This window comes from Ruegeria sp. BC8 (genome assembly GCF_056535705.1).
In genome coordinates, this window is record NZ_JBQFIV010000001.1 from 1,869,186 (window position 1) to 1,891,941 (window position 22,756).

General features: G+C 62.1%; 27 protein-coding genes. 10 read left to right on the plus strand and 17 right to left on the minus strand.

From position 1 onward, the window contains the following. Positions 1-7: 7 nt before the first annotated feature. The 7 genes from ACR3EK_RS09465 to ACR3EK_RS09495 form a co-directional block, all read right to left on the minus strand. The gene (locus ACR3EK_RS09465) at positions 8-421 is read right to left on the minus strand and encodes a DUF3168 domain-containing protein (RefSeq protein WP_480633245.1); all 414 of its coding nucleotides are present in this window, start codon (positions 419-421) and stop codon (positions 8-10) included. After that, positions 418-756 carry a phage head closure protein gene (locus tag ACR3EK_RS09470; protein ID WP_480633246.1) on the minus strand — a complete coding sequence of 113 codons (339 nt, stop codon included), beginning with the start codon at positions 754-756 and terminating at the stop codon, positions 418-420. The genes ACR3EK_RS09465 and ACR3EK_RS09470 overlap by 4 nt, the downstream gene beginning before the upstream one ends. After that, entirely contained in the window at positions 753-1,352 is a 600-nt protein-coding gene (locus ACR3EK_RS09475; protein ID WP_480633247.1) for a head-tail connector protein, read from the minus strand. Before ACR3EK_RS09475 ends, ACR3EK_RS09470 begins: the two co-directional genes overlap by 4 nt. 177 nt (positions 1,353-1,529) lie before the next feature. Further along, complete coding sequence (locus ACR3EK_RS09480) at positions 1,530-2,708, minus strand: phage major capsid protein (protein WP_480633248.1); 1,179 nt, start codon at positions 2,706-2,708, stop codon at positions 1,530-1,532. Between the two features lie 34 nt (positions 2,709-2,742). After that, entirely contained in the window at positions 2,743-3,288 is a 546-nt protein-coding gene (locus ACR3EK_RS09485; RefSeq protein WP_170390422.1) for an HK97 family phage prohead protease, read from the minus strand. 26 nt (positions 3,289-3,314) lie between these two features. After that, a complete protein-coding gene (locus ACR3EK_RS09490) occupies positions 3,315-3,539 on the minus strand; it encodes a GTA head formation protein, RCAP_rcc01685 family (protein ID WP_480633249.1) in 225 nt (74 codons plus the stop codon). Then, on the minus strand, positions 3,532-4,704 hold the full coding sequence (locus ACR3EK_RS09495) for a phage portal protein (protein ID WP_480633250.1): 1,173 nt from the start codon (positions 4,702-4,704) through the stop codon (positions 3,532-3,534). Before ACR3EK_RS09495 ends, ACR3EK_RS09490 begins: the two co-directional genes overlap by 8 nt. Before the next feature lie 192 nt (positions 4,705-4,896). Here ACR3EK_RS09495 and ACR3EK_RS09500 point away from each other — a divergent pair, with 192 nt between their 5' ends. Further along, entirely contained in the window at positions 4,897-5,739 is an 843-nt protein-coding gene (locus tag ACR3EK_RS09500) for an SDR family NAD(P)-dependent oxidoreductase (protein WP_480633251.1), read from the plus strand. Here the strand turns inward: ACR3EK_RS09500 and ACR3EK_RS09505 are convergent, their stop codons facing one another. Further along, complete coding sequence (locus tag ACR3EK_RS09505; RefSeq protein ID WP_480634015.1) at positions 5,740-7,110, minus strand: DNA-packaging protein; 1,371 nt, start codon at positions 7,108-7,110, stop codon at positions 5,740-5,742. A 592-nt stretch (positions 7,111-7,702) separates the two neighbouring features. Between ACR3EK_RS09505 and ACR3EK_RS09510 the strand changes: the two genes are divergently transcribed. After that, on the plus strand, positions 7,703-8,002 hold the full coding sequence (locus ACR3EK_RS09510) for a hypothetical protein (protein ID WP_170390426.1): 300 nt from the start codon (positions 7,703-7,705) through the stop codon (positions 8,000-8,002). Between the two features lie 309 nt (positions 8,003-8,311). Beyond that, on the plus strand, positions 8,312-9,562 hold the full coding sequence (locus ACR3EK_RS09515; RefSeq protein WP_170523273.1) for a DEAD/DEAH box helicase: 1,251 nt from the start codon (positions 8,312-8,314) through the stop codon (positions 9,560-9,562). A 115-nt stretch (positions 9,563-9,677) separates the two neighbouring features. On the opposite strand, the gene mltG is transcribed toward ACR3EK_RS09515, so the two are convergent. The 7 genes from mltG to fabD all read right to left on the minus strand — a co-directional run bounded on the left by mltG (position 9,678) and on the right by fabD (position 16,006). Then, complete coding sequence (gene mltG / locus ACR3EK_RS09520; protein WP_480633252.1) at positions 9,678-10,838, minus strand: endolytic transglycosylase MltG; 1,161 nt, start codon at positions 10,836-10,838, stop codon at positions 9,678-9,680. Then, positions 10,839-12,104 carry a beta-ketoacyl-ACP synthase II gene (fabF, locus tag ACR3EK_RS09525; protein WP_170338075.1) on the minus strand — a complete coding sequence of 422 codons (1,266 nt, stop codon included), beginning with the start codon at positions 12,102-12,104 and terminating at the stop codon, positions 10,839-10,841. Positions 12,105-12,299: 195 nt separating this feature from the next. Continuing rightward, on the minus strand, positions 12,300-13,043 hold the full coding sequence (locus ACR3EK_RS09530; RefSeq protein ID WP_170363221.1) for a 1-(5-phosphoribosyl)-5-[(5-phosphoribosylamino)methylideneamino]imidazole-4-carboxamide isomerase: 744 nt from the start codon (positions 13,041-13,043) through the stop codon (positions 12,300-12,302). Positions 13,044-13,166: 123 nt separating this feature from the next. After that, the gene (locus ACR3EK_RS09535) at positions 13,167-13,706 is read right to left on the minus strand and encodes a GNAT family N-acetyltransferase (protein ID WP_093962408.1); all 540 of its coding nucleotides are present in this window, start codon (positions 13,704-13,706) and stop codon (positions 13,167-13,169) included. A gap of 138 nt (positions 13,707-13,844) precedes the next feature. Beyond that, positions 13,845-14,078 (minus strand): acyl carrier protein, encoded by a 234-nt coding sequence (locus ACR3EK_RS09540; protein ID WP_005982462.1) that lies wholly within the window; start codon positions 14,076-14,078, stop codon positions 13,845-13,847. 210 nt (positions 14,079-14,288) lie between these two features. Beyond that, positions 14,289-15,026 carry a 3-oxoacyl-[acyl-carrier-protein] reductase gene (gene fabG, locus ACR3EK_RS09545; protein WP_170338567.1) on the minus strand — a complete coding sequence of 246 codons (738 nt, stop codon included), beginning with the start codon at positions 15,024-15,026 and terminating at the stop codon, positions 14,289-14,291. A gap of 41 nt (positions 15,027-15,067) precedes the next feature. Beyond that, positions 15,068-16,006, minus strand: a complete 939-nt coding sequence (fabD, locus tag ACR3EK_RS09550; RefSeq protein WP_480633253.1) for an ACP S-malonyltransferase — start codon at positions 16,004-16,006, stop codon at positions 15,068-15,070. 172 nt (positions 16,007-16,178) lie between these two features. Between fabD and ACR3EK_RS09555 the strand changes: the two genes are divergently transcribed. Beyond that, positions 16,179-17,408 carry a cytochrome b/b6 domain-containing protein gene (locus ACR3EK_RS09555; protein ID WP_480633254.1) on the plus strand — a complete coding sequence of 410 codons (1,230 nt, stop codon included), beginning with the start codon at positions 16,179-16,181 and terminating at the stop codon, positions 17,406-17,408. Positions 17,409-17,474: 66 nt separating this feature from the next. Here the strand turns inward: ACR3EK_RS09555 and ACR3EK_RS09560 are convergent, their stop codons facing one another. Both ACR3EK_RS09560 and ACR3EK_RS09565 read right to left on the minus strand, forming a co-directional pair. Continuing rightward, positions 17,475-18,047 (minus strand): YceI family protein, encoded by a 573-nt coding sequence (locus ACR3EK_RS09560; RefSeq protein ID WP_093962996.1) that lies wholly within the window; start codon positions 18,045-18,047, stop codon positions 17,475-17,477. 127 nt (positions 18,048-18,174) lie between these two features. Continuing rightward, complete coding sequence (locus ACR3EK_RS09565) at positions 18,175-18,684, minus strand: hypothetical protein (RefSeq protein WP_254430700.1); 510 nt, start codon at positions 18,682-18,684, stop codon at positions 18,175-18,177. Positions 18,685-18,964: 280 nt separating this feature from the next. Here ACR3EK_RS09565 and rpsF point away from each other — a divergent pair, with 280 nt between their 5' ends. The 6 genes from rpsF to ACR3EK_RS09595 all read left to right on the plus strand — a co-directional run bounded on the left by rpsF (position 18,965) and on the right by ACR3EK_RS09595 (position 22,726). Next, entirely contained in the window at positions 18,965-19,318 is a 354-nt protein-coding gene (rpsF, locus tag ACR3EK_RS09570; RefSeq protein ID WP_093962413.1) for a 30S ribosomal protein S6, read from the plus strand. Positions 19,319-19,346: 28 nt separating this feature from the next. Then, positions 19,347-19,574 (plus strand): 30S ribosomal protein S18, encoded by a 228-nt coding sequence (gene rpsR / locus ACR3EK_RS09575; protein ID WP_005608650.1) that lies wholly within the window; start codon positions 19,347-19,349, stop codon positions 19,572-19,574. 12 nt (positions 19,575-19,586) lie between these two features. Continuing rightward, entirely contained in the window at positions 19,587-20,207 is a 621-nt protein-coding gene (rplI, locus tag ACR3EK_RS09580; RefSeq protein WP_093962414.1) for a 50S ribosomal protein L9, read from the plus strand. A gap of 149 nt (positions 20,208-20,356) precedes the next feature. Next, on the plus strand, positions 20,357-20,839 hold the full coding sequence (locus tag ACR3EK_RS09585; protein WP_170338057.1) for a lytic transglycosylase domain-containing protein: 483 nt from the start codon (positions 20,357-20,359) through the stop codon (positions 20,837-20,839). 226 nt (positions 20,840-21,065) lie between these two features. Beyond that, positions 21,066-21,767: a helix-turn-helix transcriptional regulator gene (locus tag ACR3EK_RS09590; RefSeq protein WP_170338055.1), complete on the plus strand. Its 702-nt coding sequence runs from the start codon at positions 21,066-21,068 to the stop codon at positions 21,765-21,767. Positions 21,768-21,862: 95 nt separating this feature from the next. After that, the gene (locus ACR3EK_RS09595) at positions 21,863-22,726 is read left to right on the plus strand and encodes an acyl-homoserine-lactone synthase (protein WP_222456842.1); all 864 of its coding nucleotides are present in this window, start codon (positions 21,863-21,865) and stop codon (positions 22,724-22,726) included. Positions 22,727-22,756 lie beyond the last annotated feature (30 nt).

Here is a 22,756-nt window from a genome sequence, read left to right on the forward strand (position 1 = left end):
TGATTGCTTAGTTGTCTTCCACGCGGGCGCGGAATCTCAGGTCGACCTGCCGGATCGCGCCACCTGTCCCGCTGCGCCGGGCCGAGGCCCGCTCGAACCACAGCCCCACCAGCCGCCCCCGTTCCAGCGTCAGTGCGGCGCCGTCCAGCGCGTCGCACACGGCCCCGGCCTGGGTCTTGGCCACGCCGAACCCGGCGGCCTCCGAGACCACCGATACGGTGAACCGATGCAAAGTGCCCTGCCCCGTATTGTCCGAGGCGTCGCGCACCTCTTCCGGACCCAGGGTGATGTAGGTCTGCGGCAATGTCCCCGAAGGCACCGCGTCATAGATCGCGTCGCCGACCTGGGACGATATGACCCTGTCATTGACAAGTTGCTGGAACACGGCCGCCTGCAGCGCGGCCGAAACGCCATAGCTCATGCCGCCACCTCTTCATCCGCGAAACAGGTCAGATAGCGCCCGGCCGCGTCGTATTCGGCCACGGCGCGGATCACGAAGCGCCGCTCGCCCTCGCGAAACCTCTGATCGGGCGCCGGGCGCATCGACGACCCCTCGGGCGCGCTACGCACGACGATGCGGTAACTCACGCGCGAGACTGCCACATTCGCGATCGCGCGCTCGGTGCCGGTCCGGGCCGTCACCTTGGCCCACAGCGTGCCCAGAGGTGTCCATGTCTCGGCATAGCCGCCCGCACCGTCGGCCACCCGCACCGGGGCCTCCAGCACCAACTGCCGGTTCAGGCGGAGCGCGCTCATTGCATCACCCCCGCGCCAAAGCGCACCATGCGAAAGCGCTGGATCAGGCTGGTCACGCCGAAGGGCATGCAACCGTCGCCCAGGCTGGTCTCGTCGCGGTATTCATAGTAATGCGCCGCCAGCAGCAGCACCGCCTGCCCCAGATCGGCCGGCAGTCCGCCCCAGTCCGCCGCCATCCCGGCCGTCAGCGCGATGGTCGCCTCTCCACCGGTGGGAATGGCGGGCAGACAGGCCCCAATCGGCCGCAGGCAAGGGCGCTGGCTGTCGCGCTCCAGGCGGTAGGTCCCGGGCGCCACCACCTGCTCGGCGCCCAGCGCGTCAGTCAGCATCACCGCGTCGATACTCGTCACCGGCGCAACCGGCAGGACCTCGCCCGCGTCGTTGCGCCACCGGCTTAGCGTCCAGGTGAAACTGCGCGATATCAGCGCCTTGCTCGTGCGCGCCTCGATCGCGGCCATCGCCGCCCTCAGGAACCCCTTCAACACGTCGTCTTGCAGGCTGGTCTCGGCAAATCCCGTGCCCAGCCGCAGATGCGCCTTGAACTGATCCACCGGCAGCGCCGCATCCGCGATGGCGGTTTCTTCGATCAACATCATCCATTCACTCCGCAATCTCGGACCCCTCCGGGGGCCGCATCCTTGGAAAATGGCGGGCACGTGCCGCCCCACGTTGCTCGGACGGAGGGGAGCAGCTAGACAACGCGGGGGATCTCACCCCGGCCCGCGCCCGCCGCCCGAGGGACCGGCCCACCGGCCCCCCGGATCCGTCACCGCTTAGGCGGTGCCGAATTTCACCAGCTTGATCGCGGCAAAGTCGCTGATGTCGCCGCCCACGCGCTTGGTGGCATAGAACAGGACATGCGGCTTGGCGCTGAACGGATCGCGCAGCACGCGTAGGTCGGGGCGCTCGGCGATGGTGTAACCGGCCGAGAAGTCACCGAAGGCGATCGAGAAACTGTCGGTGCCCGGATCGGGCATATCCTCGGCGATCAGCACCGGATAGCCCATCAGGCGCGCGGGCTCACCGGCGGCCAGGCCGTCCGACCACAGGAAGCGGCCGTCGGCATCCTTCAGCTTGCGGATCACGCCCGCGGTTTTCGAGTTCATCACGAAGGTACCGTTCACGCGGTACTGCGCGCCCAGCGCATAGACCACGTCCACGATCGCATCCGCATCGATGCCGCCCGCGACACCGGTGGGCACATAGCCCAGGTTGCCCCAGGTCCAGACGTCGTTGTCCACCGCCGGATGGCTCAGGATGCCCTTGGGCTTGTCGATGCCGTCGCCGTTGATGAAAGCCGCCGCCTCGGCGCGGGCGAACTTGTCGGCGATACGGCCAGCCAGCCAGCCCTCGACGTCGAATGCGCTGTCATCCAGCAGCCGCTGCGAGGCCTTGGGCAGCGCGCTCAGCTCGTGCAGCGGGATCGAGATGCGGTCGATCGACGGGGTGCCGGTCTCGGCGGCGGTGGCGTTCTCGGCAGCCCAGCCCGCGCCCACATCGGTATGATCGATCAGCACGTCGAACGAATTCGCCTCGACATTCACGACCGACGCGATCGAACGGATCGACGCGGTGGATTTCAGCACCGACTTGATCATCTCGGCGGTCTGCGGATCGACAAGGTAGCCGCCATCGCTGTTGACGGCCGTCGACAGCGACTTGGCCTCGATCTCCAGCCCGCGCAGGGCATCGTCATCGCCCGAGCGCACATAGGCATCAAAGGCCTTCTGGTGCGGCGCCTCCTCCAGGGTCGAGGCCGCAAGATGCGGGCGCGCCGCGATGGTTGATTTACGATCCAGCATGGTCAGTCGCTCTTCTGTCTGTTGCAGTTTGTGTTGAACTTCAGCCTTCAGGCCCCTGAATTCTCTTACGAAGCCAGCCATCGCCTGCTTCACCTCCTGAACCAGGGGCACACCCTCTCCGGTCAAGGCCGCGGTCTCGGTCTTGCTCATCAACACTTCCTTTCTGGGTGGGGGTTGAGGCGCGCTAGGTTCGCGCCAGCTCCTGCCGGGCGTTCTCGAACACCTCGGCGATACTGCGCCAGGTGTCCTCGGCATCGGGGTCCGTCCCCTTTGCCGCCACCCGCGCACTGGGCAGCATCGGGAAGGTCACCAGCGACACCTCCCACAGCTCCAGTTCCGTCAAGAGCCGCCGGCCCTTGTCGTCCTTCACGGCCCGCTTGGTGCGATAGCCGATCGACAGCCCGTCCAGCGCACCCGCGCGGATCAGCTCGGCCGCTTCGCGCCCCTTCTGGGTGCTCTCCAGCAACCGCCCCTTGACCCACAGGCCGCGCTCATCCTCGCGCACCTCGTCCCACACGCCGATGGGCTGGGCCGGGTCGTGCTGCCACAACATCTTGACCCGCTGACCGGCCGCCTTAAGCCCGGCCAGCGACGCGGCATAGGCACCTTTCTGCACCACGTCGCGGCCCTGATCGACCTGGCCGAACAGGCTGGCATAGCCCTCGATCACCGCGTCTTCGGTCACCGACAGCCCATCGCCGAACCGCGCGAACTTGCGTTCCAAATCCATGAACAACTCCTCGTAAGCCACTGAATTCATGGCGCCACCGTCAGGAAAGACTGGAACGCCTGCGCCAGGATCACCGCCGTCACGCCATAGACCGTCAGCCACAACCGCCGCTCCAGCCGTTCCATCATTTCCTCGATCTGATCCAGTCGCCTGCACAGATGCGCATGCTGGATCTCGGCCACCCTCTCGTGCGCGGCCAGACGCAGGCCCGGCGCGCAGTCAAAGGGCGGGTATCCCGGCGTGTCAGCCATCCGCCGTCTCCGCCAGCGCCGGCAGGCCCAGCAGAGCACGCTTTTCGGCATCCGCCAGGAAATCGGCGTTGGCCACCCGCGCCCATTGCGCGTCACGCTCCGCCGCCAGCGCCGACACCTGGTCCAGATCGGGCTTCAGCACCAGATCTTCGCCGGTAAAGCCCGACAGCCAGTCCGACAACGCCGCCGCCACCCGCGTCACCAGGGGCAGAACGGTCAGGCGATAGAACGCCCGGTTGGCCTCCTGATAGTTCGAATAGGTCGCGTCACCCTGGATCCCCAGCAGCATCGGCGGGACACCGAAGGCCAGCGCGATCTCGCGGGCGGCGGCTTCCTTGGTCTTCTGAAACTCCATGTCCGAGGGGGAAAAGCCCATTGGCTTCCAATCCAGCCCCCCTTCCAAAACCATCGGACGCCCGGCATTCCGCGCCCCGCGATAGTTCGCCTCGATCTCGTCGCTCAGGCGGCGGAACTGCTCTTCGGCCATCACGCCCTGTCCGTCGCCGCCCTTCCACACCAGCGCGCCCGAGGGCCGCGCAGCGTTGTCCAACAGCGATTTCGACCAGCGCGAGGCACTGTTGTGCACGTCGATCGCCATCGCCGCCGCCTGCAGGGGCGAGAAGCCATAGTGGTCATCCTGCGGGTGGAACGACTTGATGTGGCAGATGGCCTTGGCCGGGAACCGGTGCGTCTTTCCCCCGGCGGTATAGTCATAGGCCCTGGGCCAGCCATCCGCCCCCGGCACCACGCTCATCCGGTCCGAGCGCAGCACGTGCAGTTCAACCGGCAACCCGCCTTCGGCCTGCACCGCCTCGACATATGCGTTGCCCGACAACAGCAGCTGCCCGAACAGCGCCTCCAGCAGCTCGGCCTTGCCCTGCGCCGCGTTCGGGCGGCGCATCAGGCGCAGAACCGGATGCGTCTCATACCGCTGCGCGTCGTCCTGCAGAACCAAGGGCAGCGCCGCCGCGGCCTCGGCAATCAGCTTCACCGACCGGAACCCCACCGGATTGCCCGAGAACCCCGTGCGCGTCAGCGAGGCGCTGTCACGCGGGCTCCAGGCCACGCGTCCGCCGGTCTGCCAGGCCACCACCGGCCCGGCTGCGCTTGCTTTTGCCTCGGGGGCTTTCTCAGCCGATCCACGACGCAAGAAATCGAATACCATGTCCAGATGCTCCTTTCTGCCGCCGCTCTGCCCGGCTTGTTGAAAGGAGTTATGACGGAAAGATCTTTAAGCCTCGGGAATGGGGCGTACGGCCGTTGTGCAACGGCTGGGGAACATGTGCCCGCAGGATAAACCTCGGCATCCGACAGAAATGCGCTACCCTCTGCATCTGAGCATCACGAGGGACCAGCCATGTATGAAAGCGCAGTGAAAACCGGAGGGATCGCCGTCGTGACCGGCGCCGCCAGCGGAGTCGGTCGCGTCGCGGCACAGCGTTTTGCCCAGGCCGGGCTGGACGTCATACTGGCCGATCTTCCGGGACAGGCGCTGGACGAAACGACGCAAGACCTGAAGGCAGGCTTTGACGCGGCAAACATCACCGCGGTGCCGACGGATGTCACCTCTCAAGCCGATATGGAAAATCTGGCCGACACAGCTTTCGCCGCCGGGCAGGTCGCCGTCTTGATGAACAATGCAGGGATCAGCCTGCCGACGAAAACATGGGAGTCATTCGACAACTGGCGGAAAATTCTCGACGTGAACTTTCTGGGGGTGCTGCGCGGCGTCCAAGCCTTTTTGCCCCGCATGATCGAGGCTGACCGCCCGGCCGTCGTCATCAACACCGGGTCAAAGCAGGGGATAACATCTCCGCCAGGCAACCCCGGCTACAACGTGTCCAAGGCCGCCGTCAAAACGCTGACCGAACAGCTCGCGCACGAGCTGCGCGAGGCCGGCGCACCGATCACCGCGCATCTCTTCGTTCCGGGCTTTACCTATACCGGCATGGTCGCGTCATTCCTGCCCGAAAAACCGGCCGCCGCCTGGACCAGCGAGCAGACCGTCGACTATTTCCTCGACCGCATGGCCCACGGCGACTTCTACATCCTCTGCCCCGACAACGACGTCGATGCCGAACGCGACCGCTGTCGCGTTCAATGGGCCGCCGAGGACATCATCCACAACCGCCCTGCCCTCTCGCGCTGGCACCCCGACTATGCCGAGGCCTTCGCGAAGTTCGAAAAGCCCAAGGGCTGATCACAAAACCCGCACCCTGGGCCGCCGGTATGCCGCCGCCGGTCCCACCACCAGCTCATGCAGCGCCCAGACCAGCGCATCGACCCGGTCGGGCGAGCCCTGCCCCTCAAACCCCCGCGCGGTCATCTGGCACATCTGCTCCTCCAGCGCCTCCAACCCGGCCACATGGAACACCCGCCCCTGCTCATAGAGCGCCGCCACCGGCTCGGCCCGCGCCACCTTCCCGCGCGAGGCCCGCACCGCCCGGAACGGGACCAGAGGGTCCACCTGCCGCACCACCTCTTCTACCAACTGCCCACCCTGATTGACCTCGGCCACCAGCCGCTCGGCCCCGAATTCGTCCATCGCGTCGATCGCCGCGCGCGCCCAGCCCGCCGGGCCAGCGCCCTGCACCGTCCGGTCGGCCAGCACATAGGCGCGCCAGTCCTCGGGCGGCCCCTGCACCTGCGCGCCGACCACCACGATCCCGCAGGCATCCGCGCCCGATCCGCTCGTCACCGCCGGGTCCAGCGCCACCACCACGCGGTCCAGCTCGGGCACCGCCTTGACCCGCGCCGCATCCAGCATCGAGCCAGTCCACAACGCCCCCTCGGCATCGGCCAGCAGCACCCCGTCCAACTCCTGCCGCCCCAGCCGGGTGCCCGCATAACGCGCGCGCACCTCCTGCAAAAAGGACTCCGCCAGGTTGGCCCGGTTCGCCTCGGTCGGCGCATGGGTCATCACCGTCGACGGTGCCGCCAACAGGTCCTTCAGCACCTTCACGTTGCGCGGCGTCGTGGTCACGCAGACCCGCGGCCGCTCGCCCAGTCGCAGCGCGAATTGCAGCATGTCCCAGGTCTCGCCTGCCTTTTTCCACTTGGCCAGCTCATCCACCCAAGCCGCATCGAACTGCGGCCCCCGCAGCCCCTCGGGGTCATGAGCCGAAAAGGCCTGTGCCTCGGCACCGTTGGGCCAGACCAGCTTGCGTTCCGACGCCTTCCACTGCGGTCGCCGGTCAGGCGGAGAGCACTGCATGATTCCGCTGTCGCCAAAGATCATCACGTCCCGCACCTGGTCAAAGGTCTCACCCACCAGCGCCACGCGCCGGGCCTCACCCTCATCAAACGGCTTGGCCCCCTCGACCACGGATCGCACCCACTCTGCCCCGGCCCGCGTCTTGCCCGCGCCACGCCCGCCCATGATAACCCAAGACCGCCAGTCGCCCTCGGGCGGCAGTTGATGCGGCAGCGCCCAGAACTCGAACAGGAAAGGGAGGGCACATAGCCCTCCCTCCACGATCTCACTCAGAAACCTGTCCCGCACCGCAGCAGGCGCGGAGGCGAGCCAATCGGCACCCGATCTCAGATCGGGCCCGCTCCAGGTCGAGCGCATAGCCCCCTTGGGCAATTCCCGCTTGTCTGTGACATTGTTCGACAAAGCTTGTCTCCACTTTCTGGCAACTTCGGATCAGCCCCTCTAGCTGCCCGAGTTGTCTGGCTGAACTCGCCAGGTCTGCATCCTCCCCGGTCTCGATCCGCTTGCGCAGGTCTTCCGCCGCTTGCCGCAAACCGCGAATGGACACCTCCAACGACTGCAATAGCTCGGCCGTCCGGGACATCCGCTCTTCCGGGGTAATCAAAGTCATGTTTGCCTGTGACCTCATGCGTGAGTGATCTCCGCACGAGAGAAATGAAAAACGGCCGCCGGGTCGCCCCGGGGCCGTTGCCCACTTCTTCTAGCATGACACAACTTATACGCGAAATCGGGCGCTCAGTCAAGCTCCGACGCAACAGCGCGCAACAAGTAACGCACTGCCAGTGTTAACAAAATCCTAATCCAGCTCAGGGACCGCAACCAATTCTGTGATCGGCAAGATTTCCGCGACGGAGTAATTCCCGTCGTGCGTTTCAAAAACGGATTGCACACGCAATCTGCATAAACACCAAGAACCGCAAACATACGAAAAACTTCTGAAGGACAAAAAATGTACCATCCCCTCAGCTATGTCTCGGTAATCTGTCTGGGAGGCCTGATGCTCTTCGGCACAGTGGCGCAGGCTCAGACAGGGCACCGCGGACCTGATCTTGGCAAGATCGCCAGCGAGATTGGCGTTCCGCAATCTGCGCTCCAAAGCTGCCTGGGCGATCGTCCCAAGCCCGGCAAGCGCCCCGAGCGCCCTGACGCGGGTATAATTGCTTCGTGCCTGTCCAAGGCCGGGCACCCCTCCACCGCACAGGCAGTCGAAAAGGCGCTGGCTGCCGCCGCCCCGACGCCTCGTCGTTGACCATCCATTTGCAACGGATAGGACACCGGCAGCCTTGACTGCCGGTGTTGGCTTGACATTCGCCTCAGCAGCGCTCATCTACGCCACAGCGCTGCCGCGTGAGCACGCGGACCGAACCGAGGTCCGAGATAGCGCCCAATTTTCCCAGTTCCCATTCACGCAGGGTTCTTGACGCAAAAGCCGGACGTTGCGGGACTCGCCCGCAAATCCTGAGGCTGCGCACACTCCCTGCCGGTCGTGCAATCCGCGCGGCCAGCTACTCTTGTTCGCGTACGGCCAATGCCGGCGCGGATCACAAAGGAAGACGACTTGTTCGATTTCGACATGCTCGGCCTCGCGCCGGCACTGAACGACGCGCTCGAGCGCGCAAATTTCACTCAACCCACACCGATCCAGAATCAGGCCATCCCGTTGGCCTTGGAAGGACACGACATTCTGGGTCTTGCACAGACCGGCACCGGCAAGACGCTGGCCTTTGGCCTGCCGCTGATCGACCACCTTCTGGCGCAGCCCGGCAAACCGGCGCCGAAGACTGCCAAGGCCCTGATCCTCGCCCCAACCCGCGAACTGGTGAACCAGATCGCTGACAGCCTCCGCACGCTTACCAAAAAGACGAAACTGCGCGTGGCCACAGTTGTGGGCGGACAGTCGATCAACAAACAGATCATGTTCCTGTCGCGTGGGACCGATATTCTTGTCGCGACCCCAGGTCGTTTGATCGACCTGATGGAACGTGGCGCGGTCGATCTCGGCTCGGTTCGGCACCTAGTTCTGGATGAGGCTGACCAGATGCTGGACCTCGGCTTCATCCACGCTCTGCGCAAAATCGCGCCGCAACTGGGCACTCCGCGCCAGACGATGCTGTTCTCGGCCACCATGCCGAAGCAGATGGAGGAACTCAGCCGCGCCTACCTGACCAACCCGCAACGGGTACAGGTCTCGCCTCCGGGCAAGGCGGCCGACAAGATCACCCAGTCGGTGCATTTCGTTGAAAAGCCGGGAAAACCCGCCAAGCTGCGCGAAATCCTTTCGCGTGATACCGACGCCCTGACGCTTGTGTTCTCGCGCACCAAGCACGGCGCAGAAAAGCTGATGAAGGGGCTGGTCGCCGACGGCTACAACGCAGCATCGATCCATGGCAACAAAAGCCAGGGCCAGCGGGACCGCGCGATCAAGGCCTTCCGCGCCGGCGAGATCACAGTTCTGGTTGCCACAGATGTGGCGGCCCGTGGCATCGACATTCCTGGGGTGGCCTATGTCATCAACTATGACCTGCCGGACGTTCCTGACAACTATGTGCACCGCATTGGCCGCACCGCTCGGGCCGGCCGCGAAGGCGAAGCCATCGCCTTCTGCGCACCGGATGAATTTGATCTGCTGCGTCAGATTCAGAAATTGATGAAGATCGAGATCCCGGTCGCCAGCGGAGCGGCACCCGAAGCCGCAGAGGCCGCCAAGCCCGGCAATCGCCAGCGCAATCGACGCCGTGGCCCGAAACCGCAGGGCGCAAATGGCCCCGCCAACCGTCGGCGCCGTCCGCGCCGCAAATCGGCCGCATAAAAAACTGCGCGCATGTCTCCATGTGCGCAGTCTTTTTCCAGGATTTTGACTTTTCATTTCTCAGGCGGGTTCTCCGCCTGATTTATGCTGGCTCTGCGCTCGACCAGCGAGCGGATCAGTTACCCGAATTGTTCCTCTCGGCTTCGATCTCACGCCATTTGGCAACGTTTCGGTTGTGTTCCTGCAGCGTCTTGGCGAAGGCATGGCCGCCGGTTCCATCTGCGACGAAGAACACGAAATCGGTCTCGTCTGGCGCCACGGCAGCTTGCAAGCTGGCCAGTCCCGGGTTGGCAATCGGCGTGGGCGGCAAACCGTCTATCAAATAGGTGTTCCAGGGCGTGTTCCGCCGAAGCTCGCTGCGGCGAAGGCCTCGGCCCAGCGTACCCTGACCCTTGGTCACGCCGTAGATCACTGTGGGATCCGTCTGCAGCTTCATGCCTTGCTTCAGGCGGTTCACAAAGACACTGGCAACCTGACCGCGCTCTTCCGGAATGCCTGTCTCCTTCTCGATGATCGAGGCGAGGATCAGCATTTCTTCGGGGCTGGACAGGGGCAACCCGTCTTGACGCGTCTCCCAAACCCGGGCAATCCGCTCTTGCTGTCGGTCCTGCATGTTTTGCAGCAAAGCCGTTCGCTCATTACCCGGTGAGATTTCGTAGCTGTCCGGGGCCAACATGCCTTCAGGCGGAATTTCCGAGACCTCTCCGGTCAGGGCATCCACGGCCTTCAGCCCCTCAACGACCTGCCAACTGGTGACACCTTCTGCCAAGGAAACGCGGTATCGCGTATCGGCTTGGTTCCGCTTTTCCTGATAGACTTCAGGGACTTCGTCCTCACCAACGACAAAAGATGCGACCTCGACGAAATTCAGTGTTGCAGGGTCCAGCTCGCGAACCCGTGTCTGAGTGCGGGTCACACCGATGCGGTACTCGACCTCGGTTCCGCATGTGCTGGCGCCGCTGCGGGTGACTTCGTCGATGATTTCCGCCATCGAAGCGCCTTCGGGGATCAGAAAACTACCCGCTTTCAGCTGCTGCGACTTGTCGGTGTAGTCTGCCGCCATACGAAAGATCGTTGCGCTGCTGATCGCGCCCTGATCCTCCAGGTCACGGCTGACCTTGTTCATGTTCGAACCACCCTTCACCCGAAGGCAAATGGCGGTATCGAGCGGGCCCTCGGCCTTGTACTGCGACTGCCCCCAAAGGATCAGACCGCCAAGAAGAAACATGGCAACCACAAGAAAGGTCAGCGCATTGGATGCCAGAGCCCGCCACATTTAAGATGCTTTCCCGAAAATCACGCTGGCATTGGTGCCACCGAAGCCGAACGAGTTCGACAGCGCCACATTGATTTCACGCTCGCGCTTGGCATTCGGCGCCAGGTCGATCGGCGTTTCCACCGCCGGGTTGTCCAGGTTGATCGTCGGCGGGGCCACCTGATCGCGGATCGCCAGGATCGAGAAGATCGCCTCGATCGCGCCCGCGGCCCCCAGCAGGTGTCCTGTGGCCGATTTGGTCGAACTCATCGTCGCCTTGCTGGCATGTTCGCCGAGCAGCCGTTCAACGGCCCCCAGTTCGATCGTGTCCGCCATGGTCGAGGTGCCATGCGCGTTGATATAGTCCAGATCCTTCGGTTCGAGCCCTGCGCTGCGCAGCGCCGCCTTCATCGAGCGCTCCGCCCCGTCGCCATCCTCGGCCGGCGCCGTGATGTGATAGGCATCGCCCGACATGCCATAGCCCAGAACCTCGGCATAGATCTTGGCGCCGCGGGCCACGGCGTGCTCGTATTCTTCCAGAACCACGATACCGGCGCCCTCGCCCATTACGAAACCGTCGCGGTCGACGTCATAGGGGCGGCTGGCGGCCTTGGGGTTGTCGGCATATTTGGTCGACAGCGCCTTGCATGCGTTGAAACCGGCAATACCGATCTCGCAGATGCAGCCCTCGCCGCCGCCGGCGATCATAACGTCGGCATCGCCCGACCGGATGATACGGCTGGCATCGCCGATCGCGTGGGCACCGGTCGAACAGGCGGTGACCACCGAATGGTTCGGCCCTTTGAAGCCAAAGCGGATCGAGACCTGACCCGAGGCCAGGTTGATCAGCGCGCCCGGGATGAAGAACGGCGACACGCGGCGCGGACCCTTGTCACGGATCAGGTTGGCGGTTTCCGCGATCGACCCCAGACCACCGATACCCGACCCGATCAGAACGCCGGTGCGCAGACGTTCTTCCTCGTCCTCGGGCAGCCAGTTCGCGTCCTTGCAGGCCATCTCGGCTGCGGCGATCGAATACAGGATGAAGTCCTCGATCTTGCGCTGTTCCTTGGGCGGCATCCAGTCATCGGGGTTGAAAGTCCCGTTGGTCCCGTCACCGCGAGGCACCTCGCAGGCATAGGTCGTGGTGACCCCTGCAGCTTCGGCATCGAACAAGGTGATCGGGCCGGCACCCGACTCTCCGGCCAGCAGCCGCGACCAGGTTTCCTCGACCCCGCTGGCCAGTGGAGTGACCAATCCCAGACCGGTTACAACGACTCTGCGCATGAAATGCCTCTTGCCTGCTTCCTGTTTGAGAAACGCTCATACCCCGGCCCGGGGTCCGGGGGCAAGAGCAACAGCGTATTCCGCACCGGCAGCTTGCCGCCTGCCTCCGCGCCGCACGCCGCGCCCGGCCAGAGCAGAATCACACGAGCCGCCCCCGACGACCTGTCAAGGGCGGCTCGGACGGATCAGGCTGCGTTACTGGAACTGTGCCACTGGTTCATGGGCGGTTTTGGCCACTGCCAATGCCTCGGACAGGTCGACCGTCTTGCGGAACAGCGCCCGTCCGACCAACGCACCCGAGATATTGGGAATATACGCCAGACGCGAGATGTCGTCGCTGCTGCGCACGACGCCGCTGGCGATCACCGGTGTGCGCGAATGCGCGGCCAGCCCCGAAATCAGGCCCAGCTGCGCCTCGACATCCACCATGTCGCTATCGATATCGGTGACCAGAATGGCAGCCAGTGGAGCATCGGCAAACGCTTCGATGAAAGCCTCCGGGGTGAACGCGCTTTGGGTGCGCCAGCCGTCCGTCATCACGTAGCCCTGCCATACGTCCACGGCCAATACGATTTGGTCCGGGTATAGCTTGGCCAACTCTTTGAACAGATGGGGATCACGCGCCGCCAGGGTGCCGATCACGATGCGGCCTGCCCCTTTGTCGATCCAACGCTCGACCTGCTCGCGCGAGCGGAACCCGCCCGCCAACTGAACAGGCAGCTCGGCGCTGCGGATGATCTGTTCGACCAGCGCAGAGTTCGTGTCCCGCCCCTCGATCGCATCGAAATCGGTCAGGTGCATCCACTCGGCACCTGCGGCGGCCCAGCCTTGGGCCGTTTCCACTGGATCGACATGCCAGATCATCGGTTCGTCCAGACGGCCCTTGTCCAGCGTGACACAGCGGCCGTTCTGCAATTCCATTGTAGGATAAACCCTCATGAGCACACTCCTCCGCTCAATCGTTCCGGATATCCACAATAGCATACTGGTCGCGCGCAGGTTCGCGTTTCTCAGTTTCGGCAAACGACGATCCGTTTGCGTCACCGCGAAAAAAGAAGCGTTTCAGTTCCGGGCCGGAGGGCCGTCGCGTCGAAACAGTTTCACCGGGCTGTCCCGATACTCTGTCTCGCGAAGCAATTTATACCCAAGCTTGGCCGCCAACTTTTGCGAGGCCTCATGATCCGCGTCAATCATCGACACCAACGGCCCGGGCATGATCCGGTCGAACCAGTCATGCGCGGCCTGAACGGCCTCGTGCCCGTATCCCAGGCCATGCGCCTCGGGCGCCAACACCCAACCGGCCTCGGGGAAGGTGTCGAAATCCTCGCCCAGACAGCGGTTGCCGTAAAAGAACCCTGCCTGACCTATCAATTTGCGATTCGCCTGCAAGAACACGGCCCATTGCCCGAATCCAGCCATCTGCCAGTGTCCCGCATTGCGCAGGAACGCGTCCCACGCCTCGCCACGGGTGCGGGGTTTGCCCCCGATATGACGCACCACGCAGGGGTCACGCCAAATCTCCGCGAACCGTTCAAAGTCCTCGGGGCGCATTGCGCACATCATCAGGCGCGCGGTGTTGATCATCGGGGCGGATCTTTTCATGCCCTTACCCGGTGTTTTGTTGCCTCATCGCAAACAGTGCAAACCGATTTTCCACGAGGCAAGCGGGAATTCGAGCGGGCAAAAAAAAACGGCGCTTCCGTTGCCCGGAAGCGCCGTTTTCGGTCAAATTCAAAGCGATCAGGAAGCTTCGCTGATGAACTTCACGGCGTCGCCGAAGGTTTGGATGGTCTCGGCTGCATCATCGGGGATCTCGATGCCGAACTCTTCTTCGAAAGCCATGACCAGCTCAACGGTGTCCAGGCTGTCCGCGCCCAGATCGTCGATGAAGGACGCGTTCTCGGTGACTTTGTCCTCTTCAACACCCAGGTGCTCAACAACGATCTTTTTAACGCGATCTGCGACGTCGCTCATGTCTATTCCTCATTCCATTTCAGGGCGGTCTGCCCGGTTCTGCCCTTGCCCGCTCGGGGTGGCCTTGGTTTGCCCGATCCGGGCGGTTTGGGTCCCGGGTCTCCGGGAAAGTAGAAGGCCGACCTGAACGACCGGCCCCTGATTACATGCGCCGCCTATAGCACAGACGACGCAAGAGGCAAACGCTTTCGCATCTGCCCCTGGCTGCGCCTACAACATGGCCATGCCGCCGTTCACATGCAAGGTGGTTCCGGTAACATAGCCCGCTTCGGGGCTTGCAAGGTACAGAACGGCCGCCGCAATTTCAGATGGCTCGCCCATCCGACCGGCGGGAACTTGCGTCAGGATGCCGGATTTCTGCTCATCGGTCAGCTTGTCGGTCATCGCGGTCGTAATGAAACCCGGCGCGACGGCATTGGCGGTGATGCCACGGCTCGCGACCTCGTAGGCCAGCGACTTGGTCATGCCGACCATGCCCGCCTTGGACGCGGCATAGTTCACCTGACCCGGGTTGCCGGTTGCACCAACAACGGACGAGATGTTGATGATGCGGCCCCAGCGCGCCTTCATCATGCCCCGCAGCACACCCTTGCACAGCTTGGCGGTAGCGGTCAGGTTCACGTCGATCACGCTCTGCCATTCCTCGTCGGACATGCGCATGAAGATGTTGTCGCGGGTGATGCCTGCATTGTTGACCAGAATATCAACGGACCCCATGGCATCGGCGGCCTGTTTCGGCAACGCGGCCACGGCCTCGGGATCACCCAGATTGCACGGCAGGACATGAGCGCGCTCGCCCAGTTCATCCGCCAGCTTCTGCAGCGGTTCGACGCGCGTGCCGGACAGACCAACAGTAGCCCCTGCGGCGTGCAAGGTGCGTGCAATCTCGCCCCCGATCCCGCCCGAAGCCCCGGTGATAAGGGCGCATTTTCCAGTCAAATCAAACATACCGGTATCCTTTTCGAGTGTCCTGTCGGACCAGCTTTGAGTTAATCGCCTGCCTGCAGCGTTTTTTGAACGTCTTCCGGCGTACCAACGGCGGAGCAGGCCACGGCTCGGTCGATCTTGCGGATCATGCCCGACAGAGCCTTGCCCGCACCGATCTCCCACGCTTCGGTCACACCCAGCGCCACCATGTACTGAACGGATTCGCGCCACCGGACCGAACCGGTAACCTGTTCGACCAGCAATTGCCGGATCAGGTCGGGATCGGTCACCGCCTCGGCGCGGACATTGGCAACCAGTGGAACCGCCGGCGCCTTGATTTCGACACCCGCCAGAGCTTCGGCCATCACGTCGGCGGCAGGCTGCATCAGGGCACAATGGAACGGAGCGCTGACCGGCAGCATCACAGCGCGCTTCGCGCCCTTTTCCTTGGCGATTTCAGCGGCGCGTTCAACGGCGGCTTTGGCACCTGAAACCACGACCTGCGTAGGGTCATTGTCATTGGCAGCCTGGCACACCTCGCCCTGTGCGGCCTCTTCGGCCACGGCGCGAACGGCGTCGAGGTCCAGTCCCAGGATCGCGGCCATCGCGCCCTCGCCCACCGGAACGGCGCTCTGCATGGCTTGACCGCGGGTGCGCAGCAGGCGAGCAGTGTCCGCGACACTCAGCGCGCCGGCTGCGGCAAGGGCCGAGTATTCGCCCAGCGAATGACCGGCCACGAAGGCGGCCCTTGTCACATCGACCCCTTCGGCCTCAAGCGCGCGCATCGCCGCCATCGATGTGGCCATCAACGCCGGCTGCGCGTTCTGCGTCAGAGTCAGGGTCTCGATGTCGCCATCCCAGATCAGGCTGCTGAGGCTTTCGCCCAGCGCTTCGTCCACCTCGTCAAACACGGCCTTGGCGGCCGGAAAAGCGTCGGCCAGCGCCTTGCCCATGCCGATGGTCTGGGCGCCCTGCCCCGGAAAAACGAACGCAAGTGTCATTGCAACCTCTTGGATGACGTTAGGTTGCGCCGGGGTGTAAACCGAGTGAGGTTCCGGCACAAGCACTGCCTGCACTCTGCGTGACGGCACCGGGTCTGTGCGCCACACGCTATTGTCTATGTGCGTCACACGGTTACCTTGGCCACAGCAGAAAACCCGGAGCGCAAGATCAATGTCCCTAACCAACACCAATGTCAGCTATGGCAGCGTGACCAAGACATTCCACTGGCTGACCGCATTGTTGATCTTCACCGCCTTGCCGTTGGGGTGGTTCGCCAACAACCTGGCCCATGCAATCTATGACCCGACCATCCCCACCACCGAGGCCGATCTTGCCCAAGCCGCACGGCTGTTTTCCCTGCACAAAACCGTTGGGATCACCGTCTTCTTCGTTGCGCTGGCACGCATTCTCTGGTCGCTCACCCAAACCAAGCCCGGACTGCTGAACGCCGACAACAAGCCGGAGGCCTTTGCGGCCGAGACGGTCCATTGGCTGCTGTACGGGTCCTTGGTTCTGGTTCCTCTGTCGGGTTGGATCGACCACGCTGCAACCGAAGGCTTTGCACCCATCCTTTGGCCATTTGGGCAGAACCTACCACTGGTGCCCAAGTCCGAGCATCTGGCCGAGGTGATGGCAACGCTGCACTGGCTTTTCATGCTGGTTCTCGTCGCAGCTTTGACTCTGCACATCGCCGGAGCACTGAAACACCACGTCATCGACAAGGACAGCACCCTGCGGCGAATGTTGCCCGGGGCGTCCGCTGCGCCGGTTCCGCCGGAACAGAAGCACTCGATGACTCCCGCCGCAACTGCTGGGCTTGTATGGGTTGGCGTTCTGTCAGCCGGCCTGCTGACCGGCAGTTTTTCAGACAAGCCTGATGCCGAGGTTGCAACGGCCGAGTTGGCGGCCGTTCAATCGGATTGGCAGGTGGAAGAAGGCACGCTAGCCATCACGATCACACAGTTGGGCAACCCTGTTACCGGTCAGTTTTCAGACTGGACCGCCGCAATCACGTTTGACGACCCCGTCGAACCCGGTCCGGCCGGGTCGGCAGAGGTCACGGTCTCCATCGGATCTTTGAGCCTGGGTACCGTGACCGATCAGGCCATGGGAGCTGATTTCTTCGACAAGGCGCAATTCCCGACGGCCAAGTTCGATGCCGAGATCTACAATACCGAAACGGGGTATGAAGCAAGGGGTCCGCTGACCATCCGCGATCAAACACTGGACGTTGTATTGCCCTTCTCTTTGGACATCCAAGGCGAGACTGCCAAAATGTCCGGCACGATGGACCTCAACCGCCTCGACTTCGGCGTTGGCCAATCGATGCCGAAAGAGGATTCGCTGGCCTTCGCCGTCACCGTTTCGGTCGAGTTGACGGCAACACGCAACGCTCAGTAAGCCGACGACACGAAAAAACCGCCGGGGCATCGGCCACCGGCGGTTTCTCTAGTTCTGAAGCCCGGATCAGTCGGCCTTCTGCGCCTCGATCGAAATCGCGATGGCAACTTCATCTCCGACGAAAGGCGCGAACTTGCCCAGTTCGAAATCGCTGCGCACCAGGGTGGTGGTGGCATCGAACCCGGCCCAAGGCTTGCCCGCCATCGGATGCTCGCCGACCTGATTCAGCTTGGCGTCCAGAACCACTGGCTTGGTCACACCATTCAAGGTCAGGTCCCCGGTGATCTTTGCGGTGTTCTCACCCGTCACCTCGATCGAGGTCGAGGTAAATGTCACCATTTCCTCGGCAGTCGCCGCGAAGAAATCTTCGGACATGAAATGATCTTCACGGGGTTTCCAGCCGGTGATCATCTCGACCACGGGCATCGAAACCGTCACGCTCGACGCTGCAGGATCTTCCTGATCAAACATGATTTCGCCCTCGAAACCCGAGAACATGCCGGTGGTGGTCGAAAAGCCAAGATGGTTGTAGCTGAAAACAACCTGGCTGTGGCTCGGGTCCAGAACGTATTTTTCCGGGGCCGCGATGGCCGAGGTCGCCGCCGTGGCAAGTGCTGCTGCAATAAGGGTGGATTTCATGACAATCTCCGAAAGTTTTCAAAGCGCAAACCGGTTGGGATGCTCCAAAACAAAGATGTGCCGCCCATGGGCGGCACACAACCTTCATTCTCTCACAAATTCTGTTCCTCAATGAACAGAATAAAATTCAGGCGAAAATTGTTACGCTTCCGCTGAGTTGCCCTTTCAGCGCTCGGCTGACATCCGCCGATTCCAGCGGCAGCTTCATCAGAAGGCTGCCATCGACTTCAAAGAGTTCAACCTGGTCGTCCACGAACCGGGCTCCGCCCAAAGTATCGTAGCTGCGGCGCAGTACGGTCTGCGGACGCCCGTTTTCGTTCTTCTGCAGCACCCGAACCTCGCGGCGGATCGGGTCGAAATATGCGTCGGGGCGCGGATCCAGAACCTCGATGGTCAGCAGGCTCACCCCGAGGATCAGGAACATCAGAGACGCGGCCAGCTTGATGGTCCAGACGTCGGCCCCGATGACCGAACCCGGCATCAGCCACATCGAAAAGGCCGATACGATCAGAAATGCACCCAGCACACGGAACAGGACCAACCGGGCCTTCCAATTCGGTGCAAAGGAAATAAGCACGGGCACCGACTTGTCGTATGCTGCGCCGGCTGCGGACTGTTGAAATGTGTTCGTGTTCATGACGGCCATCGCTTTTGCCCTGTCCAAGTTTCTTGAGACCCCCCGGGTAACGCCGGGCTTGCAAACAACCTCAAGCCGAAAAGCGTCAGGATTTGGGCGGCCCAAAGGTAATTGGGCGGCGTGAGAAAGGCATTCATGGCAGGGCTTGCCCCCCATCCAGAAACGTGTATACGGGGCCATCCTTCGCAATACGCATGAACCGCGCAGCCTCTCGTGGCAGGGTCGCGAAGGGTTGCTGGCCCCGCCTATGAAATGCGCCTTGATATAAACAGGAGTGAACATGCCACTGTATGAGCATGTAATGATCGCGCGTCAGGATCTGTCCAACGCGCAGGCCGAGGGCCTGATCGAACACTTTGGCACCGTATTGGCTGACAACGGCGGCAAGATCGTCGACAGCGAGTACTGGGGCGTCAAAACGATGGCCTACAAGATCAACAAAAACCGCAAGGGCCACTATGCCTTCCTGAAGACCGACGCTCCGTCGGGCGCCGTTCAGGAAATGGAGCGCCTGATGCGCCTGCATGAAGACGTGATGCGCGTTCTGACCATCAAGGTCGACGAACATCCCGAGGGCCCCTCGGTCCAGATGCAGAAGCGCGATGAGCGCGATGGCCGCCGCGAGCGCCGTTGATCAACGCCTGAGGAAAGGACACCAAACCATGGCCGCAAAACCGTTTTTCCGCCGCCGCAAGGTCTGCCCGTTCTCGGGCGAGAACGCGCCGAAGATCGACTACAAAGACACCCGTCTGCTGCAGCGCTACATTTCCGAGCGCGGCAAGATCGTGCCTTCGCGCATCACCGCCGTTTCGGCAAAGAAGCAGCGTGAACTGGCCCGCGCCATCAAGCGCGCCCGCTTCCTCGCCCTGCTGCCCTACGCCGTGAAGTAAGGAGATACTGATATGCAAGTTATCCTTCTGGAACGCGTTGCGAAACTGGGTCAGATGGGCGATGTCGTCGACGTCAAGCCCGGATACGCCCGCAACTTCCTGCTGCCGCAAGGCAAAGCGCTGAGCGCGTCCGAGGCCAACATCGCCTCGTTCGAAGCCCAGAAAGCGCAGCTGGAAGCCCGCAACCTGGAAACCAAGAAAGAAGCTGAAGCTCTGGCTGAAAAGCTGGACGGTCAGCAGTTCATCGTGATTCGCTCGGCATCGGACGCCGGTGCGCTGTACGGCTCGGTCACCCCGCGTGACGCAGCCGATGCCGCGACCGCTGCTGGCTTCACTGTTGACAAGAAGCAGGTCGTTCTGGTCTCGCCGATCAAAGAGCTGGGTCTGCACACGGTTTCCGTCAAGCTGCACCCCGAAGTCGAAGTCGAAATAAAACTGAACGTTGCCCGCTCGGAAGAAGAAGCCGAACTTCAGGCATCGGGCAAGTCGATCCAGGAACTGGCCGCTGAAGAAGAGGCCGCCGCAGATTTTGAAATCGCGGAACTGTTCGACGACATCGGCTCGGCCGCTTCGGAAGACGAAGAACTGGTTGCCGCCGATGCTTCGACCGAGGAAGACGAACCCAAAGCCTGATCCGATCAGGTCTGTTAATCTCAAAGGCCGCGCTGCATTGCGCGGCCTTTTTCTTTCGACTGGCAATTTTTGGCCACCACAGCGCGCCGGACTTGCGACCCCGGGCCACTTTCGTATCATCCAGCCGCGTAACAATCCGGAGAAGTTGCATGGCAAAGGTACTGCGTCGAATAATGCTTTCAGTGCTTCTGGCTGCCCCGATTGCCGCCTGCAGCGACCCATCTGGCAAAGCGACGAAGGAACAGGCATTCGAGCCGCCGCTCCACCCCAACGAAACGCCCGAATTGCGCGAATCGATCAACAAATGGGCTGATCACTACGAACTTCCGCGAGAGTTGGTCCATAAGCTGGCGATCCGCGAAAGCACGCATCGCCCCTGGGCGACGAACCGGCCATATTACGGCCTGCTGCAGATCCTTCCCGCCACCGCTCGTTCGATGGGCTACAAGGGCGACGCCAAAGGTCTTCTGGATGCTGACACCAACCTGGAGTATGCGGGCAAGTATCTTCGCGGCGCATGGATGTTGGCCGACGGCGACCAGCAGCGCGCGATCTTCCTCTATGCAAAGGGGTACTACCCCGAAGCCAAGGCTCGCGGAATGCTGGTTGAAACTGGCTTGCGGTCTGAATAGCTTGAACGGGGCAATCGACCCCGGTCTATACAGCATTCAATTTGACCGAGAATACCTCACAGGACGAAATAATCCGGAGGTTGTCTGTTGCCATTAGCACTCAATAACTCCATGTGATATGTACAAATGGGTTGCGCAATCTGTTCAGATTGACGCAACGTAGGCTGTGATACGGGCAGATACGGCATTTTTCGGGGGAAATGCCGTAGGGACAGAGGTTGGACGAGTGAAACTTATTGACTTGGCCACAATTGATCATGATGAACGGTCGGCTTACGACATCATCAATTCTGTCTGCAACGAACTTGGGTTCGACTATGCGTCCTATGCGACGACCCATCCCGTTAATGGTGACGTCCAAGGTTACGCGAACTACCCGGACGAGTGGAAGATCCACTACGCCACGCAAGGCTACCATCACCTTGATCCCACCCTATATCAGTCGGCGCTCAGCATCGCGCCGGTGGACTGGGGCCGCTTCAATCACGACGACAAGTTCAACGCGGTGTTCCGTGACGCTCATGATTTCGGGATCACCGACCGCGGCCTGACGGTTCCGGTTCGGGGACCTTATGGCGAAACTGGCTTGCTCAGCGTGACCAAGGATTGCACGGACGAGGAATGGAAAAAGCTTAAAAAGCACGTGATGGGCGACCTGCAGATGGCCGCGGTTCACGCGCATGACACCGTCATGCAATCTGGCCTTTTGGCCAAGGCTCTATACCTTCCAACGCTATCCTCGCGCGAAAAAGAAATCCTGCAATGGGTCGCCGAGGGCAAGTCCCAGCAGGATATCGGAGATATCCTGTGCATTTCGCACCGGACGGTCGAGGTGCACATGCGTTCCGGACGGGAGAAACTGGGCGCACTCACGACCGCCCAGGCGATCGGCCGTGCCATTGGTCTGGGGTTAATTTACCCCGGTTAACAATTAAGGCAGAAAAATACGGGATATCCCCAATAGTCTTGTTTCGAAACTCGGTTAATCTGCTCCTTACGGTAACCAAACTGTAGGGGGATGGAATGATCATCGTTATTGATGGCATCAACCAGCATAAGTTCAAAGACGTCTTGGATGAGATGTTCAAGCTGCGCGCACGCGTGTTCGGGGATCGCTTGGGCTGGGAAGTGAACATCCAGGACGGGCGCGAATTCGATCAGTTCGACTCGCTCAATCCTGCACACGTGGTCAGCATCAACGACGAGGGGGACGTCGTTGGGTGCATGCGCCTCTTGCAGACGACCGGCCCGCACATGCTGGCCGATGTGTTCAGCTCGATCCTTGATGGCGAGCCGCCAATCCGCAGCGCCCAGGTCTGGGAGGCCACGCGGTTCTGCGTCGACACGAAACGGCTCGGCCGGGGACGTGGCAAAAATTCCGTATCCTACGTGACCAGCGAGGTCATGATTGGGTCATTCGAATACGCCCAGGAAGCTGGAGTGCTCGACTCGGTCGCGGTCATTGATCCGGTTATGAACCGGGTGCTGCAACGGTCCGGAAATGCTCCGTACGACTATGTCGGAACGGCCAAGCCGATGGGCAAAGTGGTCGCAATGGCCGCTCTGATGGATTGCTCGGACGAGCGTATCCAATCGATCCGCGAGTATTCGAGTATCGACTACGACGTATTCCTGACCGACGATAAGGCGCTCGAACTGTTCAATTCGGGTCATCAAGCCAAGATGGCACAGGCCGGTGCCGCCAATCTTGACCACCAGCCACTGACCGATCTTGAGAAATACTTCGTCGAGCAGATGCACGCTGCGACGACGAAAGAAGAGGTCCAGGCCGTACTCAAATTGATCGAGAGCCTGTCGGACCGATTTACCCCAGAGCAGAAAACCGCTCTGTTGCAAACCCCCCGTGCTTTTGCTCATGAGGCCTGACCCCCTCACCTCATAAGTCCAAAAGCCACC